Source organism: Streptomyces sp. NPDC050528 (assembly GCF_044457795.1).
Classification (GTDB): Bacteria; Actinomycetota; Actinomycetes; order Streptomycetales; family Streptomycetaceae; genus Streptomyces.
Genome location: NZ_JBITHH010000003.1, coordinates 535011 through 550860, shown reverse-complemented (window position 1 = coordinate 550860; position 15850 = coordinate 535011). Strand labels below are relative to the sequence as shown.

The 15850-nt window shown below is 71.0% G+C and carries 12 protein-coding genes; 3 read left to right on the top strand and 9 right to left on the bottom strand.

What is annotated here, in order from left to right:
• Window positions 1–2 precede the first annotated feature (2 nt).
• Window positions 3–1769: a putative T7SS-secreted protein gene (locus tag ACIBK4_RS13915; protein ID WP_398994864.1), complete on the bottom strand. Its 1767-nt coding sequence runs from the start codon at window positions 1767–1769 to the stop codon at window positions 3–5.
• A gap of 143 nt (window positions 1770–1912) precedes the next feature.
• Here ACIBK4_RS13915 and ACIBK4_RS13910 point away from each other — a divergent pair, with 143 nt between their 5' ends.
• Entirely contained in the window at window positions 1913–3373 is a 1461-nt protein-coding gene (locus tag ACIBK4_RS13910) for a hypothetical protein (RefSeq protein WP_398994863.1), read from the top strand.
• Here ACIBK4_RS13910 and ACIBK4_RS13905 read toward each other — a convergent pair.
• From ACIBK4_RS13905 to ACIBK4_RS13885, 5 genes are all read right to left on the bottom strand, one after another.
• Window positions 3357–3896: a sigma-70 family RNA polymerase sigma factor gene (locus tag ACIBK4_RS13905; RefSeq protein WP_398994862.1), complete on the bottom strand. Its 540-nt coding sequence runs from the start codon at window positions 3894–3896 to the stop codon at window positions 3357–3359. The two genes, ACIBK4_RS13910 and ACIBK4_RS13905, sit on opposite strands and share 17 nt — an antisense overlap.
• 96 nt (window positions 3897–3992) lie before the next feature.
• On the bottom strand, window positions 3993–6869 hold the full coding sequence (locus ACIBK4_RS13900; protein ID WP_398994861.1) for an AfsR/SARP family transcriptional regulator: 2877 nt from the start codon (window positions 6867–6869) through the stop codon (window positions 3993–3995).
• 179 nt (window positions 6870–7048) lie between these two features.
• Window positions 7049–7504 carry an RpiB/LacA/LacB family sugar-phosphate isomerase gene (locus ACIBK4_RS13895; RefSeq protein ID WP_398994860.1) on the bottom strand — a complete coding sequence of 152 codons (456 nt, stop codon included), beginning with the start codon at window positions 7502–7504 and terminating at the stop codon, window positions 7049–7051.
• 63 nt (window positions 7505–7567) lie between these two features.
• Window positions 7568–10303, bottom strand: a complete 2736-nt coding sequence (locus tag ACIBK4_RS13890) for a ricin-type beta-trefoil lectin domain protein (protein ID WP_398994859.1) — start codon at window positions 10301–10303, stop codon at window positions 7568–7570.
• A gap of 207 nt (window positions 10304–10510) precedes the next feature.
• Window positions 10511–11083 (bottom strand): dihydrofolate reductase family protein, encoded by a 573-nt coding sequence (locus ACIBK4_RS13885; protein WP_398994858.1) that lies wholly within the window; start codon window positions 11081–11083, stop codon window positions 10511–10513.
• Window positions 11084–11246: 163 nt separating this feature from the next.
• Between ACIBK4_RS13885 and ACIBK4_RS13880 the strand changes: the two genes are divergently transcribed.
• Together ACIBK4_RS13880 and ACIBK4_RS13875 are read left to right on the top strand one after the other, a co-directional pair.
• Window positions 11247–11978 (top strand): MgtC/SapB family protein, encoded by a 732-nt coding sequence (locus tag ACIBK4_RS13880; RefSeq protein ID WP_398994857.1) that lies wholly within the window; start codon window positions 11247–11249, stop codon window positions 11976–11978.
• Between the two features lie 248 nt (window positions 11979–12226).
• Window positions 12227–12949: a dienelactone hydrolase family protein gene (locus tag ACIBK4_RS13875; RefSeq protein WP_398994856.1), complete on the top strand. Its 723-nt coding sequence runs from the start codon at window positions 12227–12229 to the stop codon at window positions 12947–12949.
• Window positions 12950–13037: 88 nt separating this feature from the next.
• On the opposite strand, the gene ACIBK4_RS13870 is transcribed toward ACIBK4_RS13875, so the two are convergent.
• The 3 genes from ACIBK4_RS13870 to ACIBK4_RS13860 all read right to left on the bottom strand — a co-directional run bounded on the left by ACIBK4_RS13870 (window position 13038) and on the right by ACIBK4_RS13860 (window position 15649).
• Window positions 13038–13697 (bottom strand): MSMEG_1061 family FMN-dependent PPOX-type flavoprotein, encoded by a 660-nt coding sequence (locus ACIBK4_RS13870; protein WP_398994855.1) that lies wholly within the window; start codon window positions 13695–13697, stop codon window positions 13038–13040.
• Window positions 13698–13863: 166 nt separating this feature from the next.
• The gene (locus tag ACIBK4_RS13865) at window positions 13864–14397 is read right to left on the bottom strand and encodes a GNAT family N-acetyltransferase (protein ID WP_398994854.1); all 534 of its coding nucleotides are present in this window, start codon (window positions 14395–14397) and stop codon (window positions 13864–13866) included.
• A gap of 400 nt (window positions 14398–14797) precedes the next feature.
• Complete coding sequence (locus ACIBK4_RS13860; RefSeq protein ID WP_398994853.1) at window positions 14798–15649, bottom strand: alpha/beta fold hydrolase; 852 nt, start codon at window positions 15647–15649, stop codon at window positions 14798–14800.
• Window positions 15650–15850 lie beyond the last annotated feature (201 nt).

The window sequence follows — 15850 nt, the reverse complement described above, 5'->3', positions numbered from 1 at the left end:
GGCTAATTGCCGCCGCTGTCCTCGGTGGTGGGCGAAGAGGGCAGCGGCACGTTGGCGGGCTCGACCGGGGTCGCAGGTGTCGGGAGGGTCGGCGAGGGCGGCAGCGGTACGTTCGCCGGTTCCACCGGGGTCGCGGGTGCCGGACGGGTCGGTGAAGGGGGCAGCGGTACGTTGGCCGGTTCCACCGGGGTCGCCGGTGCCGGGCGGGTGGGTGAATCCGGCAGCGGCACGTTGGCAGGTTCCACCGGCACCGGACGCGTCGGCGCCAGAGGCGGCGGGGGCGGCGGAGGTGCGACGGGTGCCGGCGGCTGGACCGTGGGCGGGATCGGCGCGGCGGTCGCCGGCCTCGGGCCGGTCTTGATCGGGATCTTGTCGCTGAGGCCGTCCACCACGCGGCCGAGGCCCGCCGTGCCGACCGGCCCGACGCCCAGCTTCGATGCGGAGTTGGCGATCTCACCGGCCGCCACCTCGTTGAGGTCGCCGCCCTGGGCGACGCCGACGCCGATCTTCGTGCCGAGAGTGGCGCCCTCCTCGACGAAGTTGCCGACCTGGTCGGACGCCCGCTTGCCCAGCGAGTCCGCGGCGGCGGGTTCCGAGGTGTCGCCGAACCGGCCGCCCTTGCCCACCTCCACGTCGGGGTTCCCGCGCCGCTTGCCGATTGCGCCGATGCCGCCCTTGAAGGCGACGCCGGCCACGGCACCGGCGGCGGCCCCGGCGAAGACGCCCGCGGCCGTGATCTTGTCGCCGTTGGCCGCCTTCCCGGCCGCTTCCAGCGCCGAGTTGGTCAGGAACTTGCCGGTGACCTCCGTGGCCACCTTGCCGATCGGGTTGGCGAGGACACCGCTGACGACCTTGCTGTTGGTGAGGGACTCACCGACCTTGGTGATCGTGCCGGCGGTCTTGGTGATGAACCCGGAGCTCTTCACGGCGGCCACGGCGGCCGGCGCGATCGCCTGGACGGCCTTGCCCCCGAGCTTCAGCAGGGCGCCACCGGGGACGATCCCGATCAGACCGAGGATGAAGTCGCCGGCTTTGAGTCCTCCGGTCTGACTCGCGACGACTTGGTTGAACAGGAACAGTGCCCCGCCGAGCAGCGCGCCGACCACCGGGAAGAACACCGCCACGACGGCGACGAGGGCGGCCAACAGGATCTGGACGAACGGGAAGTCCTTGAAGAAGTCGGCGATCTTCTGGAAGATGTTCCGCTCCGGAATCGCCTCCTGCGCCGCCCGGTCCAGCACGTCGGCACACTGCCGCTGCGCGCTCTCCCGCATCGACCTGGCCTGTTCGGCCAGGCTCCGGGCCGCGCCCAGCTGGGCCTTGCCGGCGTCGATGGCGTCCTGGGTGCTGCGCGCCTGCGACTTCTCCGCGTCGGTCGGATTCGCGCCGAGTTCCTTGGGCGCCTGGTTCGCCTGAGGTGCGGCGGACTGCGCCTGGTCCACGGCCCGGTCGAAGGTGTCCTGGGCCTCGCGCAGCCGCGGCATGTAGTCGGTGTAGGCCTGGGCGGCGTCGTGATAGGAGGTCACGGTCTTGCTCAGCTTGTCCGGGAGATCGTCGCCGATCTTGTCCTTCAGCGCGTCCATCGCCGAACCGCGGCCCCGCGAGACGTCGCCGTCCTTCTTCAGGACGTTCAGCGCCTTCTCCGCCGCGTCGCCGATGTCGCGGTAGCGCTTCATCACGCCCTGGATCAGGTCGGGGTCGCCGGGTGTCGGGTCCGAGTCCATGCCGACGAGCTGGAAGTCCTCGGGCCTGGAGTGCCGACGTGCCATTGCGATCCCCCGGTGCGCTGCCTGTGACGTGTGGTCGCCAGGTACACGGGATCGGCGTTCGGAAAGGTTCAAAGCGAATGCGTATCGAACGTTCTCCCGGGCGGCTCCGTGTAGTCGGTGCAACGGAACCTCGGAGGGCATGGGTGGACACGATGACCAACGGCACGGGCGCGAAGCCCGAGCACAGGCCGGCGACCGACAGGGCGCACCGCCTGCCACGGACACTCCTGCACGCCGTGGCGGCGCTGCTCGCCGCATGTCTCATGGCGCTCGGCGTCGCCGCCTCCGCGAGCGCGACGCCCGCCGCCGACGACCTGATCAAGGTGTTCGTGGTCCCGGACCCGGCACAGACGGGCGGGCAGCTCGCCACCCTGCAGTCGATCGCCACGTCCACGCTGGGCGACGCCTCACGGGCCGGCGAGATCCTCAGCCTCAACCGAGGTCAGACACAGAAGGACGGCGGGGCGCTCAACAGCGCGGACGACCAGCTCCACCCCGGCTGGATCCTGCGTCTGCCGCAGGACGCCTCGGGGTCCGACGTCCAGCTGGCCCGGGACACCGGGAGCCAGAACTCCGCCTCCGCCGCCCCGAGTTCGGGACAGCAGCCGGCCGCGCCGAGCACCGGGCAGTCCGCGGCGTTCACGTTCCCGCTGGCCGCGGCGATCGCGCTGCTCGGCGCGATCCTGCTCGCCCTGATCACCGCGGGCATCGTGGGCAGGCGCAGGGTGCGCACCGCGTACGCCGCCGTACGGCGCACGGTGTGGAGGCTGGGCGAGCCGATGCGGCGCCGCCGCCGACTCGCGTCGCGCCGCGCGACGAGCCGCCGGTTCGCGACCGACGCCGACTCGGTGCGCCGTGCCTACGGCGTCCTGGGCGAGTTCGGCCCCGGCCGACAGCACCCCGAGCGGCCGGTGCACGCACTGCGTGTCGACGGTTCGGGTGTGACGGTGTGGCTGACGGCCTCCGACACGGTCGACGCCCCGTGGACCAACATCGACAGCACCCGCTGGCGCCGCCCCGCGGCCGCCGCCGGCTGGCTGAACCCCGGCGATGACACGGGCCGGACCTCACCGTCCTCCCAGTCGTCGATCGCCGCGTCCTGCCTCGTCCGGGCGGGCACGGACGCCGACGGCGAGCCCGTGTTCGTGGACCTCAGCCGACTCGACGGCATCCTCAGCGTGGGCGGTGACCAGGCCGTGGCCCGGGACGTCGTACAGAACCTGCTGGCGGAGATCGCGCGCACCCGGCCCAGCACCCCGGTGACCGTGCTGCGCGGGGCGGACAGTGCGCCGCCGCTCGCCGTGCCGACGGAGCTGCGGCAGCTTCCCCGGGTCGACGCCCCCGCTCCGGCGGCGCCCGTCGCGGGGCGGGGAACGGTGCGCGCCGGTGCGGCACGCCGGCCGGTACGGGGGCTGGTCGTGGTGGCCGGAACGCCGGGTGAGCGCGAGGCCGCCGAACTCGCCGCGCTGTGCGGCCCGGGCGGTGCGGGCTGGACCGGCCTGGTCTACGGCGAGGCGAACGGCGCGCACTGGCGCTGGCACACCGACGCCGACGGCCACGTCGACATCCCGGTCCTCGACGTCCGGCTCACCGTTCCGGCGTGAGTCCCTGACCGGCCTCGGTGCGCAGGATGTTCAGGGCGTAGTGCCGGCGGGACTTGACGGTGCCCGCCGGTATGCCGAGGATGCGCGCCGTCTCCTGCACGGTCCGGCCGCACAGATAGGTGTGCAGCAGGACCTCCCGGTGCTCGTGGGACAGCCGCCGCAACAGGCCGGTCGCCTCCACCGAGGCCAGCACGGCGCCGGTGTGGTCGGGCAGGGGCACGTCCCGGTCCTCGGCGCCGATGGTCTCGTGGCGGGCGACGGCGCTGCGCATCCGGTCGACGACGAGATTCCGGGTCACCGTGAGCAGCCAGCCGCGCACCGATCCCTCGGTGCTGTAGAGGCGTTCCGCGTGCGGCCAGGCACGGATGAGGGTCTCCTGGACGATGTCCTCCGCCATGTGACGGTCGTTCAGCAGCTTGTCGGCGTAGGCGAGAAGAGCCTTCGCGTGGTCGGACATCATCGTGCGCAGCAGTTGGTTGCGGTGCGCGGCCGTGGGGAGGTCCGCGGAAGTGGTGGGGGTCATGTTCCAGTCCTGAAAGGGAATGCCGTACGCGCTTCCGGCTCCGGGTGGAGCGGAGCGGGGAGCGTAGGCAGGGCCCGCTTTCGGGACGCTGACGTTTTACTGTTGCCGGGGCCGATCGGGCTCGGGGAGCTCCGTCAGCCTGCGGCGGACGTCCGCGGCGTCCGGGTGGCCGATCTCGTCGAGGATGCCGAGCGCCTCACGCCAGGCGAGCGCGGCCTGCGCGTCCTGGTGCGCGGCGCGCAGGGTGTCGCCGATGTGCACCAGGGTGTCGGCCTCCAGATAGCGGTCGCGGACCTCCCGGTACAGCCGCAGCGCCTGCTCGTAGCACTCCAACGCCCGCTCGTGGTCGCGCAGATGGTGATGGGCGTAGCCGAGGCTGTCCAGGGCGGCGGCCTCGCCGTTGCGGTCGCCCGTCTCCCGGTGGCCCGCGACCGCCAGGCCGCACTCGGTCAGGGCGTCCTCGTACTTGCCCATCAGGATGTACGTCCAGCCGACCTCGTTGGCGATGCCGGCCTCGCCGTCGCGCCGCCCGGCCGCGCGGCACAGGGCGCTCGCCTCGGTGTAGTGGTCGAGGGCGTCCTCGTGCCGTCCGCGCCCGTTGGCCAGGAACGCGAGCCTGCGGTGGGTCCTGCTCCGGCCGACCCGGTCGCCGATCTCCCCGAACAGCTCCAGGGCGCGCGCCAGGTGGGCGTCGGCCTCGTCCGGCCGCCCGAGGCGACCGCAGACGAACCCGAGGGCGCGGTGGGCGAACGCCTGGCCGGATATGTCGCCCAGGCGCTGGGCCGCCTCAACTGCCGTTGTCTGGGCGTCGAGTTGCTCGGACCAGCGGCCGCGCCGGTCCAGGTACAGCTCCATGACCAGGGCCAACTGCCAGCTGTGCTCACCGCTGCCGTACCGGGCGTCCTGCTCGATCGCGGCGAGCACGGCCGACCGGTTCGTCTCCAGCCACGCGGCCGCCGCCGCCCGGTCGGGCAGGCGGGGGAGGGTCACCCCGGCTGCGTGCGGGCGCAGTTGGATGCTGTCCCGGGTGGGCATCAGCACGCTGTCGGCCGCGTGCGCGGTGTGCAGATAGTGGTCGAGCATGCGGCGCCGGGCCGTCTCCAGCTCCTGCGCGGAGTCGTGTGCCCGGCCCAACTCGGCGGCGTAGGCGCGCAGTAGTTCATGACAGCCGTAACGGCCCGGCAGCGGCTCGGAGATGAGATGCGCCCGAGCCAACTCCCCCATGACCGGCCGGACTTGGCCGACCCGCAGTCCGGCGAGGCTCGCGACGGCGGCGAGCGTGCAGTCGGGTCCCGGGTGCAGGGCGAACAGGCGGAACACCCGGGCGGCCGCGGGGCTGAGGAGTTGATACGACCACGAGAACGCGCTGCGGGCGTCCGCGACCGGGGCCTCTCCGGCGAACGCGTCGAGACTGTCCTCGCTGTCGGAGAGTTCGGCGGCGATGGAGGCGAGCGGGAAGGCCGGGTTCACGACCGCGCGGGCACTGACGACGGCCAGGGCCAGGGGAAGCCGGCCGCACAGGGCGATGATCTCCGCGACGGCGTCGGGCTCGTTCGCGATCCGTTCGGCACCCAGCCGACGGGACAGGAACTCGCGTGCCTCCGCCTCGGTGAGCACGTCCAGCGTCAGCGAGTGCGCGCCCTCGCCCGCCACCAGGCCGTAGAGCTGGTTGCGGCTGGTGACGACGACCAGGCAGCCGGGTGCACCGGGCAGCAAGGGGCGGACGTGCTCGGTGTCGCGGGCGTTGTCCAGCACGATGAGGACGCGCCGGTCGGCGAGGAGGCTGCGGTACAGCGCGGCCTGCGCGTCGAGTCCCGCCGGGATCCGCTGACCGGGAACGCCGAACGCGTCGAGGAACGACCGGATGGCCTCGGCCGCGCTCATGATCGAACCGCTGGGATGGAAGCCGCGCAGATTGACGTAGAGCTGCCCGTCGGGGAAGCGGTCGGCGACGCTGTGCGCCCAGTGCACCGCCAGGGTCGTCTTGCCGACGCCGGCCATACCGCCGATGGCACTGATCACCACCGTCGAGGCCGGCAGCTCGGACGCCGGCAATAGTGCCTGGACGTGGGCGAGTTCACTGCGCCGACCGGTGAAGGCGGGCAGATCCACGGGGAGTTGGGCAGGACGGATCGTGGCGACTCCGTCCGGCTGCGCCGCCTCGGCAGCGGCCGTCTCGTCCGCGCCCTCGGCGGGTTGCGTCGCGGCCTGCACGGCGTGGTCGCGAGCGAGGACGCGCTGCAGAGCGGCCTGGAGCTCGGGGCCCGGCTGGACGCCCAACTCGTCGGCGAGGCGCGTGCGTACGCCCCGGTGCACGTCCAGGGCCTCGGCCTGGTGTCCGGTGGCCGCGAGCACCAGGATCAGCCGGGCCTGCAGCCCTTCGTCCAACGGGTGCTGTGCGGCGGCCTGTCGGAGCGTCACCAACACCCGTGCGCCCAGGCCCGGTCCGGCCTCCAGGGCGAGTTCGGCGGCCTCCTTCACGGCGGCCAGGTGCTCGCCGTCGAGGGCGGCGAAGGCCGGGTGGCACCTCACCTCGGCCGCGATCCCGGAGGCCGCGGGCCCGCGCCACAGGGCCAGCGCCTCGATCAACAGCCCTGTGGCGACGGGAGGTTGGCCGGCCTGCGCGGCCTGCTGCCGCAGGGCACGGAAGCGCAGCAGATCGAGATCGTCGGGCTCCACTTCGAGGCGGTAGCCGCCCGAGCCACGCACCAGCCACCGTGACTGGTCCCCGGCCGGGAGATCGGGTTCGAGCAGCCGCCGCAGCGCTCCGACGTGCCGTTGGACGACATTGACGGCACTGTCCGGCGGGTCCTGTCCCCACAGGGCGTCGACGATCTCGTGGACGGCGACCGGATGTCCCGCCTCGGTCAGCAGCAACGCGAGCAGAGCGCGCTGCTTGGGCGGCCCCAGCGCGAGCTCCGTGTCTCCGCGCCAGGCCCTGACGGGTCCGAGGACGGCGAAACGTGTACGCACCGAGTCTCCCGTGCCGACTGTGACGACAAGCGCAACCGGAGACGTCGGGCCGGGGCCCTTGGCGCACACGGCTGCGGACGAACATGGAGTCCGCGGGGGACTCGCGGCAAAAGGTACCATCGCCACGCCTCGCACACGTGAGCGACAATACGGTGGATCACCACCCCGGCCCCTTTGGGCTACAACACGGGCCGGTTCAGGTCGAGTTGGCCGATACGGGACACGTTCTCCCGGTCGTCTGCGTCCTCGCTGGGCCGCGCGGCGAACCAGGCGTCGAGGATCTCCTTGAGCAGCGGCCCGGACGTCAGACGCAGGCTGAGGGCCAGGACGTTGGCGTCGTTCCAGCGGCGCGCGCCGTCCGCCGTGTACGCGTCCGCGCACAGCGCCGCCCGTACGCCCGGCACCTTGTTCGCGGCGATCGACGCGCCCGTACCGGTCCAGCAGCACACGACCGCCTGGTCCGACGTCCCGGCGGCGACCTCACGGGCGGCCGCCTCCGAGCAGACCGCCCACTGCGGGTCGTCGCCGGGACGCAACGCCCCGTACGTCACCACCTCGTGGCCCCGGCCGCGCAACTCCGCGACGAGGGCACGCGCCACCGGTTCGTCCATGTCCGAGGAAACAGAGATCCGCATGGACCGGAGGCTACCCAGCGGAGGAACCCGGTGCCACCTCGGACGGCACGGGTGGAACGGCCGCTAGGACCGCCGCCAGATCTGGTTCGCGCCCCCGGTGCAGGTCCAGATCTCCAGTGCCGTGCTGTTGGCCGTACCGTGGCCGACCGCGTCCAGACAGGTGCCGGAGCCGACGTTGACGACACCGCCGTCGGAACGCACCCGCCACTGCTGGGCCGCCGAACCGTCGCAGTCCCGGATCTCCACCGGGCTGCCGTCGGCGGTGGCACCGCCCGTCACCTCAAGGCACTTGGAGTCGTAGACGGTGAGTTGGTTGCCGGTCGTGGAGGTCCAGGTCTGGTTCGTGCCTCCGTTGCAGTCCCACAGCGCGGGCCGGGTGCCGTTGGTCTGGTTGGCGCCCGGGACGTCGACGCAACGGCCGGACTCCTGACCCTTGAGCGGGGCCGCGACCGCGCCCCGCAGCCAGCTCTGGTTGGTGCCGCCGGTGCAACTCCAGAGCTCCAGCAGGGTGCCCGGCGTGATGCCACCGGCCGTGGCGTCCAGGCACTTGCCCGAGTTGGGATTGACCACCGTGCCGTCGCTGTTCACGGTCCACTTCTGGGCCGCGGAGCTGTTGCAGTCGTAGATCTGCACCGGTGTCCCGTCGCTCGTGCCGCTGCCCTTGGCGTCCAGGCACTTCGCGCCGCCGTAGACGGTGAGTTGACCGGCGGGCGTCAGGGTCCAGGACTGGTTGGCGGCGCCGTTGCAGTCCCAGAGGGCGAGTTGGGTGCCGTTCGTCCGGCTCGCCCCGGGCACGTCCGCGCACAGGCCGGACTGGCGGCCCTTGAGGATGCCGGCGTGGTTGCCCGGCGGGTTGGCCGTGACGGAGAGGTTGTCGAACTGGTCGGTCTGGTAGCCCACCACACCGATGCCGACCTGGCCCGCGGAGTACGAACTGTCGTCGGCGGTACCGAGGTTGACCCCGTCCGCCGTGGCGGTGATCCGGTCGCCCGAGAAGCCGAGCGCGAGCGTGTGCCACGCGTGCGTGCCGAGCGCGGCCCGCGTTCCGGAGGCCAGCGTGGTGAGGGTGCCGGCCGCCGAACTCCTGACGATGGACCAGGTGCCGGTGTCGCTCACCCGCAGCAGATAGGCGGCCTGGTGACTCTGCGGCCGGTTCTGGGTGTTGGCCCGCCCCAACAGCTCGACGGTACCCGCCTGTTGGAGGTTCACGTCGGCCTTGACGGTGTAGTCGGTCCACGTCGGATCGCCGAGCAACGAGAAGGCGTCGGAGTCGTCCTGCCACTCGATCGGCTTGACCGGAGTCACCTGCTGCACACACTGTCCGCCACGGCCGTCCGCGCACGGGCGCGCCTCGAACGAGCCCTGCATGTCGGACAGATACGTCGCCTCGGTGCCCGAGACATCGTTGTCGAACGTGTCGCCGTACGGCAGCGCGAGGGCATGGGCGGCGGGCGCGGTGGCGGTGCCCTTGCCCTGGCCGGTGGTCGTGGTGACCGTGTAGATCCAACCCGGCTGCAGCGTCAGCGCATACGCGCCGGCGGTCGGGGTGATGTCCTGCGTGTGCACGAAGTCGGTCGACGTGCTCGGGCTGTTCACCCGGGTCGCCCACACGTGCACCCCACCGGTCGAAAGCCCGCCCTGCACCTGGACGTCGACCGTCTGCGCGGCGGTCGCGGTGGTGGTCTCCAGAACCGTGGAGTAGTCCGACCCGTTCGGCGACTTCAGCGTCGCGTACGTGCCGTTGGACTCGGCGCCGCCGAGGTAGCCCGACGCGGAGTCGATGAACTTCCAGCCAGGCTGGGCGAATTGGGTGACCTGCGCGGTCGCCCAGGTGTTCTCGCCGATCGCGTAGTTCCCGGACCAGGGCGAGTTCGCGGTGGCCAGGCCGACCGTGCCGTAGGGCAGGTTGGGGTAAATGGCCGCGACCAGCGGCCAGTTGAGATACGCGGTCATGCGGGCGTCGACGTATCCGCGCACGATGGAGCGGATCAACGCGGGTGCTCCGGCGTCCATGTCGAGTGAGCCGTTCTCCGACGCCCACAGCGGTTTGCCGTTGTTCTTCGCCGCGGTGGTGCTGGAGCAGGTGTCGGCGCTGCCGCCGTCACCGCCCGCGCAGGGGTAGTGGGCGCCGATGACGGACACGGCGTTGTTGAACGAGGCGTTGCTCTCCATGTCGTCCGCGACGCTCCAGCCCGAGTCGTCGCCGACGATCTGCACGGCGCCGTAACCGGCGCTGTCGAGCGCGGACCGCAACTGGATGTACCAGTCGACGTCGTGGCCCCGCTCGTTCCAGCCGCCGAGGTAACTGATCGTCAGGCCGTGCTGCTTGGCGCAACCCAGCCAGGAGATCAGGTAGTCGATGGTGTCGGTGGACCAGAACCCGCCGCTGATCCAGCCGGGGGCGGCCCAGGCCAGACCGTACAACTTGATGTTCGGGTTACGGGCCTTGGCCTGCTCGGCGAGCCAGAACTCGTAGCCGGCGTCGCAGTTGATCTGTCCCTTGGTGTGCTCGATGGACGGCTCCGAACCGTCGGTGGAGTTCGCGTCTCCGCCGATCTCCAGTTTCAGCAACTGGAGGTTCGCGCCGTAGCCCGGCTTGAACAGGTAGTCCAGGATCTGCGCCTGTTGGGCGGCCGGATAGTCGCGCAGCAGCCGGGAGTTGCCCCCGCCGCCGCTGATCGCACCGATCCCGTCGAACGTCCGGCCGCTCTGACCGCCGTCCACGGTGATGGAGGTGGCCGCCGCTGCCGCCTGGGCCGGTGGCGCACCGACCGAGCAGAGGGCGGCGACCAGGGCCATGACCCATAAGGGCAGGAGGTGTCGCACGATTCTTCGCACAGTGCCGTCCTTCTCCAGAGGGGGGTGAGGACAGTTCCAGAGAGCGCTCTCAGGAACGAGTGGGCGCCGTCCTGACTGTCCGTGGAGGTTTGGGCGACAGTGTGGAGTTGTGTTGAATCAGAGTCAAGGGTCTACACCTGTTGAGATGCGCCCCCGGTCGAGGCGTGGTCAGCGCACGACGTCGAGGACGTTCATCTGCAGGCCGTTGGCGTACACGGCGTGCTCGACCAGCTTCAGCTTCTGGGTGTCCTTGTCGGTGGCGGGAAACAGGCGCTTTCCGGCGCCGAGCAGCAGCGGGAAGACGAGCAGGTGGTAGCGGTCGACCAGGCCGGCGTCCGCGAGGCCGTGGTTGAGCGCGGCGCTGCCGTGCACGATGATCGGGCCGCCCTCGGTCTCCTTGAGTGCGGCGACCTCGTCGAGGGAGCGCAGGATCGTGGTCTCGCCCCAGTTCGACACGAGGTCGTCGTCGGTGAGGGTGGTGGAGACGACGTACTTCGGCAGGGTCTTGTAGTGCGCGAAGTCGTCCATGTCCGGCCACACCGGACTGAACGCCTCGTAGCTGGCCCGGCCCATCAGCATCGCGGCGGACTCCTCCTGCTCCCGCCCCTTGATGGCGAAGGACTCGGGCAGGAACTCGACCTCCTTGAAGGTCCATCCGGAGTTGCGGTAGCCGGGTTCGCCGCCGGGCGCCTCCATGACGCCGTCGAGGGAGATGAAGGCGGTGCTGATCAGGGTGCGCATCGGGGTTCCTCGGGTGGTCGGTGTGAGTGCGGGTGACTCCAGGATCGTACCGACAAAAAAAATTGTCAAGGAGGGTGGAGTTGTCGGAAGGGCATGGTTCCGTGCGTCCGGGTAGAGGCACTGACGGGCACTGTCGGGCGGGGACCTGGAAGGAGGCGCGGGGGTGGCCGGACTGGCGGTCCCGTTGTGGGACGTGAGCAATGGGCAGGGGCTGCGCCAACTCGCCGAACTGGGGCTGGCGTTGCTGCTGTCGACCCTGATCGGCTGGGAGCGGGCGGCGCAGCAGAAGAGCGCCGGGCTGCGCACGCACACGCTGGTCGGGATCGCCAGCGCGCTGATGATGGAGGTCTCCCAGCACGGTTTCACGAACGTCCTCGGCCTGGACAACGTCTCCTTCGACCCGTCCCGCGTGGCGGCCCAGATCGTCTCCGGGATCGGTTTCATCGGCGGCGGCCTGATCTTCGTACGGCGGGACGCGGTACGGGGGCTGACGACCGCCGCGACGATCTGGCTCACGTGCGCGGTGGGTATGGCGTGCGGTGGCGGCCTGCCGATCCTCGCGCTGGCCACGACCGCCGTGCACTTCCTCGTCGTACGCGGATATCCGTTGCTGTTCGCGCACATGATGCCGGGCGCGGATCCGGCGACGTTCGAGGTGCGGCTGACCTATCGCACCGGAACGGCGTTGCTGCCGCAGTTGATGGAGACGTGTACGCGGAGGGGCTTTCGGATTCAGGAGGTCAAGGTCGACCGGTTGCCCGAGCGGGCGGATCCGGCGGCGCGGGTGTTGCTGCGGCTGGAAGGGGCCGCGGACGCCGGGCAGTTGACGTCGGAGTTGTTCCAGAACGACGGTGTGAGCGAGGTCGAGCTGACGGCCGCGGAGGACGAGGAGTAGCACGCGGACCCAGGGCGGGAGGGGCCGGTCGTATCCGCTCGGGCGGCGGCATCCGGTCACGGGGCCTCCGCGAAAACCCGTGGTGTACCGCGCCGACCACTGCTACTTTCCGGGTGGCCGTGCGAGAGAACGAGGAGGTGGTACCCGTGAACGCAGTATCGACATGGGTGCTCTCCTCCGGGGTCACGGTCGGACGATAGGCGGTCGTCCGGGAGCGCCATAACGCAGTGCTCCCGAAAGGCACGACCATGCACGTCATTTCCGAGCGGCGCCTCGACGACGGCGTCCTCGAACGCGAATTCACCCTCGGCGAGATCCCCGGCACCCTGTGGACTCCAGAGTCCGAGGCACCGACCCCGCTGATCCTGATGGCCCACAACAACGGCCTGCCCCAGAGGGAACCCCGGCTGGTGGCCCGGGCCCGGCTGTCGGCGGCGTACGGCTACGCGGTCGCCACGATCGACGCCGCCGGGTGCGGTGAGCGGCCCCGCTCCGCCGCCGACGAACAGGCCCGCGCCGAACTCCGCCGGGCGATGCGGGCCGGCGAACCGGTGGACGAGATCTTCGAGTCCTTCGTCGCCCCGATGGTGGAACAGGCGGTCCCGGACTGGCGGACCACCCTCGACGCCCTCCTCGCGCTGCCCGAGATCGGCGGCCCGGTCGGGTACGCGGGATGGACCGCCCTCGGCATCCGCCTGACGGTGACCGAGCCGCGCATCGCGGCGGCCGGTTTCTTCGCCGGGGGCTATGTGCCCCGCGTCCAGCGCGAGGAGGCCCGGCAGGTCGGCGTTCCGCTGCTGATGCTGCTCCAGTGGGACGACGAGGGGAACCCCCGGCAGCGGGCGCTGGACCTGTTCGACGCGTTCGGGAGCAAGGAGAAGACGCTGCACGCCAATCTTGGCGGGCACCTCGGTACGCCGTGGTTCGAGAGGGAGGACGGGGACCGGTTCTTCGGGCGGCATCTGAAGTGAGGGCGGGTCCCGGCTCTCGCTGACAGGGGTGGCCGGTAGCTGCACAGCCGCTCCGACCGTCGCGGTACCGGACGGTCGGAGCGGCACGCTACTCGTACCGGTACTTCAGGGAGTCCGCCTCCGACTGCTCGATGTCGGCGATCGTCAGTTCCGGCATCCGCAACTGGGCCAGCGTCACCTCGGCGGAGGTCGGCTGGGCATCCGCCGGCAGCCACTGCTCGGGCTTCCAGGCCGCGCTGCGCAGGAGGGCCTTGGGGCAGTGCGGGTAGACCTCCTCGATCCCCAGCACCAGCGCACTGGCGGGCGGTTTGCCTACGGCGGTCAGCTGCGACAGCAGTTCGGGGCGGGTGGAGATGCAGGCCCGGCCGTTGACCCGCAGGGTCGTCGTACGGCCCGGGATGACGAACAGCAGCCCGGCCCGTCCCGTGGCGATGACGTTCTGCAGGGTGTCCAGACGCTTGTTGCCGGTCGCGTCCGGAATCGCCACGGTCCGTGCGTCGAGGACGGCCACGAATCCGGCGGGGCCGCCGCGCGGGGAGACGTCACAGTTGCCGTCGGCGTCCGCGCTGGCGACCAGGACCAGCGATGAACACCCGATCAACTGCCGTGTCTGCGCGGTGAGTTCGGTCATCTGCTTGCGTACGGCCGTGTCGCGGGGGAGGCCGTACGTATGGCGCAGCGTCTCCTCATCGCGCACGGCGTCGAGACGGAGCGAGTCGAATGCACTGCCGGCAAGGGGTGACGTCATGCCTCTGACCCTAGCGAGCGGATCTGCGATTGACCTTGGTCGGTGAGGGCGGGGATGCGCAGAGGGCCGCGCGAGCTGCCGAACTGGTCTTCACCGGCCGGTTCCTGGTGGCGCTGGTTGATCCGTGGGTCCGACGTCCCCGACCGTCCCGGCATCCGGCTGCTGTTCAGGTGCCGTGCGGTACGAGCTTCAGTCGCAGCCGGACGTAGTCATGGTCCAGTGGTCCCGGACGGCGCGTTCCATCCGGCCGCCAGCCGTTTCGGAGGTAGAAGCTCTGCGCACGGGCGTTGGACGCCCAGCACTCCAGCACGCCCTCGGTGGAGCCGGCGGCCGCGGCCCGCATGATGAACGCTCGGTGCAGGGCCGCACCCACCCCGCGCCCCCAGACGTGCGGCAGCACACCGATCTGGTAAAGCTCGTAGGCGGTCGAGGCGTCCAGGTCCTCGTGGTGCGGCGGCCCTGCACTGAGCAGTCCGACCACCGTCCCGTCGGTGTCCTCGGCGACCACCGTGGCACGCGTCGGCGCGGCCAGCACCCGCGCCCAGGCGTCGCGCCGTTGCCCCCACGCACTCGGGTCGGTGAGTTGGTCCTCGGGCAGGCCACCGGCGGTGTAGTACGCGGTCCGGGCCCGGGTGTGCACGTCGGCAAGGACGTCGGCGTCCTCGGTTGTCGCCTCACGCAGTCGGAATCCTTGATCCATGTGTTTCCGGACGCTTGGACCCGCCCGCCGGTTCCTGCCAGGGTGCCATCGGCGGCCAGGTGTGACTAGTGGTGGAGGACTCGCCGCGATTTCCTTTTGAGGAGACATTCGAGGAGGCGTCTGGATGCCGTCACGACAGCGAGTTCAACCGTGGGTCAGCGCGTTGCTCGCCGAGCACTCGCTTCCACAGCAGCCTGTCCTGCCAGTGGCCGTCGAGGAAGCCGGCCGTATCCGTCGGCCTGAGCCGGGCGTCGTGGCCCCCGAGTCTCGAACAACCGCCGTACGCCTCACGGCCGTTGACCGTGCGGGTCGCTCCGAAACCTGCCGACAGGTGGAGGCAGTGGGAGGGCGGAAGCGCGCCCCGGCCCGTAGCCGTGGACCGGGGCACTAATCGCGACCGTCAGCCGACCGACTTGGCGGCGTCCACGATGAGGTTGGCCACGGCCTTGGGGTGGCTGATCATCACGACGTGGGACGAGCGGGGTACCTCGACGACCTTGCGGGCGTTCGCGCGGCTGTACATCCAGCGCTCGCATGCCGGCGGGATCGCCTTGTCCTGGCCGGCGACCAGGCCCCATGTCGGGATCGTCTTCCAGGCCGCGGCCGTGGTCGGGAAGGTGAAGGAATCGGCGTCGAAGGGGCGCTGCGTGGCCTGGAGGACCCGGAAGTCGGCGGTGGAGATGTCCGCGGCGAAGGCGGCCTGGCCGTCCTTGCTCAGGTACAGATCGGTGCCGGTCGTACCGTCGGCCTTCGTGTACGGCACCGGCACGCTCACCGGCTCGACCTCGCTGCCGGGGAACTTGGTGATGAGCTCGCCCTGTGTCTCGCCGACGTCGGGCACGAACGCCGCGATGTAGACCAACGCCTTGACGTTGGCCTTCCCGGCGGCGGCGTTCGTGATGACCGTTCCGCCCATGGAGTGCGCGACCAGCACGACCGGTCCGCTGATGGAGTCCAGCAGACTCGCGATGTAGGGGGCGTCGGTGGGAATGCCCCGCAGCGGGTTCGACCCCGCGATCGTGGTGTAGCCCTTGTCCTGCAACTCCCCGATGGTGGCGTTCCAGCAGGACGAATCCGCGTAACCGCCGTGCACCAGAACGATCGTGGGCTTCACCTTCGACTTCTCCTCACTGGTACCGCTGGGGGCCGTCGCCGCGCCGGCCGTTCCTTCCGCACCGGCGATCAGCGCCGCCGACCCGGCCAGCGCGGCTCCGGCGGCCAATACCCGGCGACGGGAAACATCGGTACTCATGGGACTCCTCAGGCATGGGGGTTGAGCGAATGGGGCCGGCGGAGCGCTCGCCACGGAGCTGCTGCGCGAGGGCGGTTTCATCGGTGTGACCTGTCATGGACCCTATGAGGAGTGCTTTTGCGGTGGCATCGGCAATGTGACCTAGATGCCGGGCCGGAAGTCCGGCGGTCCGGTAGTCCGGCGGTCCGGCGGGTGCGGGCC

Excerpts from the sequence above, each read along its gene's own strand:
- ACIBK4_RS13915 (WP_398994864.1), bottom strand. The coding sequence starts at position 1,769 with ATGGCACGTCGGCACTCCAGGCCCGAGGACTTCCAGCTCGTCGGCATG.
- ACIBK4_RS13905 (WP_398994862.1), bottom strand. The coding sequence starts at position 3,896 with ATGACCCCCACCACTTCCGCGGACCTCCCCACGGCCGCGCACCGCAAC.
- ACIBK4_RS13895 (WP_398994860.1), bottom strand. The coding sequence starts at position 7,504 with ATGCGGATCTCTGTTTCCTCGGACATGGACGAACCGGTGGCGCGTGCC.
- ACIBK4_RS13890 (WP_398994859.1), bottom strand. The coding sequence starts at position 10,303 with ATGGCCCTGGTCGCCGCCCTCTGCTCGGTCGGTGCGCCACCGGCCCAG.
- ACIBK4_RS13885 (WP_398994858.1), bottom strand. The coding sequence starts at position 11,083 with ATGCGCACCCTGATCAGCACCGCCTTCATCTCCCTCGACGGCGTCATG.
- ACIBK4_RS13875 (WP_398994856.1), top strand. The coding sequence starts at position 12,227 with ATGCACGTCATTTCCGAGCGGCGCCTCGACGACGGCGTCCTCGAACGC.
- ACIBK4_RS13870 (WP_398994855.1), bottom strand. The coding sequence starts at position 13,697 with ATGACGTCACCCCTTGCCGGCAGTGCATTCGACTCGCTCCGTCTCGAC.
- ACIBK4_RS13865 (WP_398994854.1), bottom strand. The coding sequence starts at position 14,397 with ATGGATCAAGGATTCCGACTGCGTGAGGCGACAACCGAGGACGCCGAC.
- ACIBK4_RS13860 (WP_398994853.1), bottom strand. The coding sequence starts at position 15,649 with ATGAGTACCGATGTTTCCCGTCGCCGGGTATTGGCCGCCGGAGCCGCG.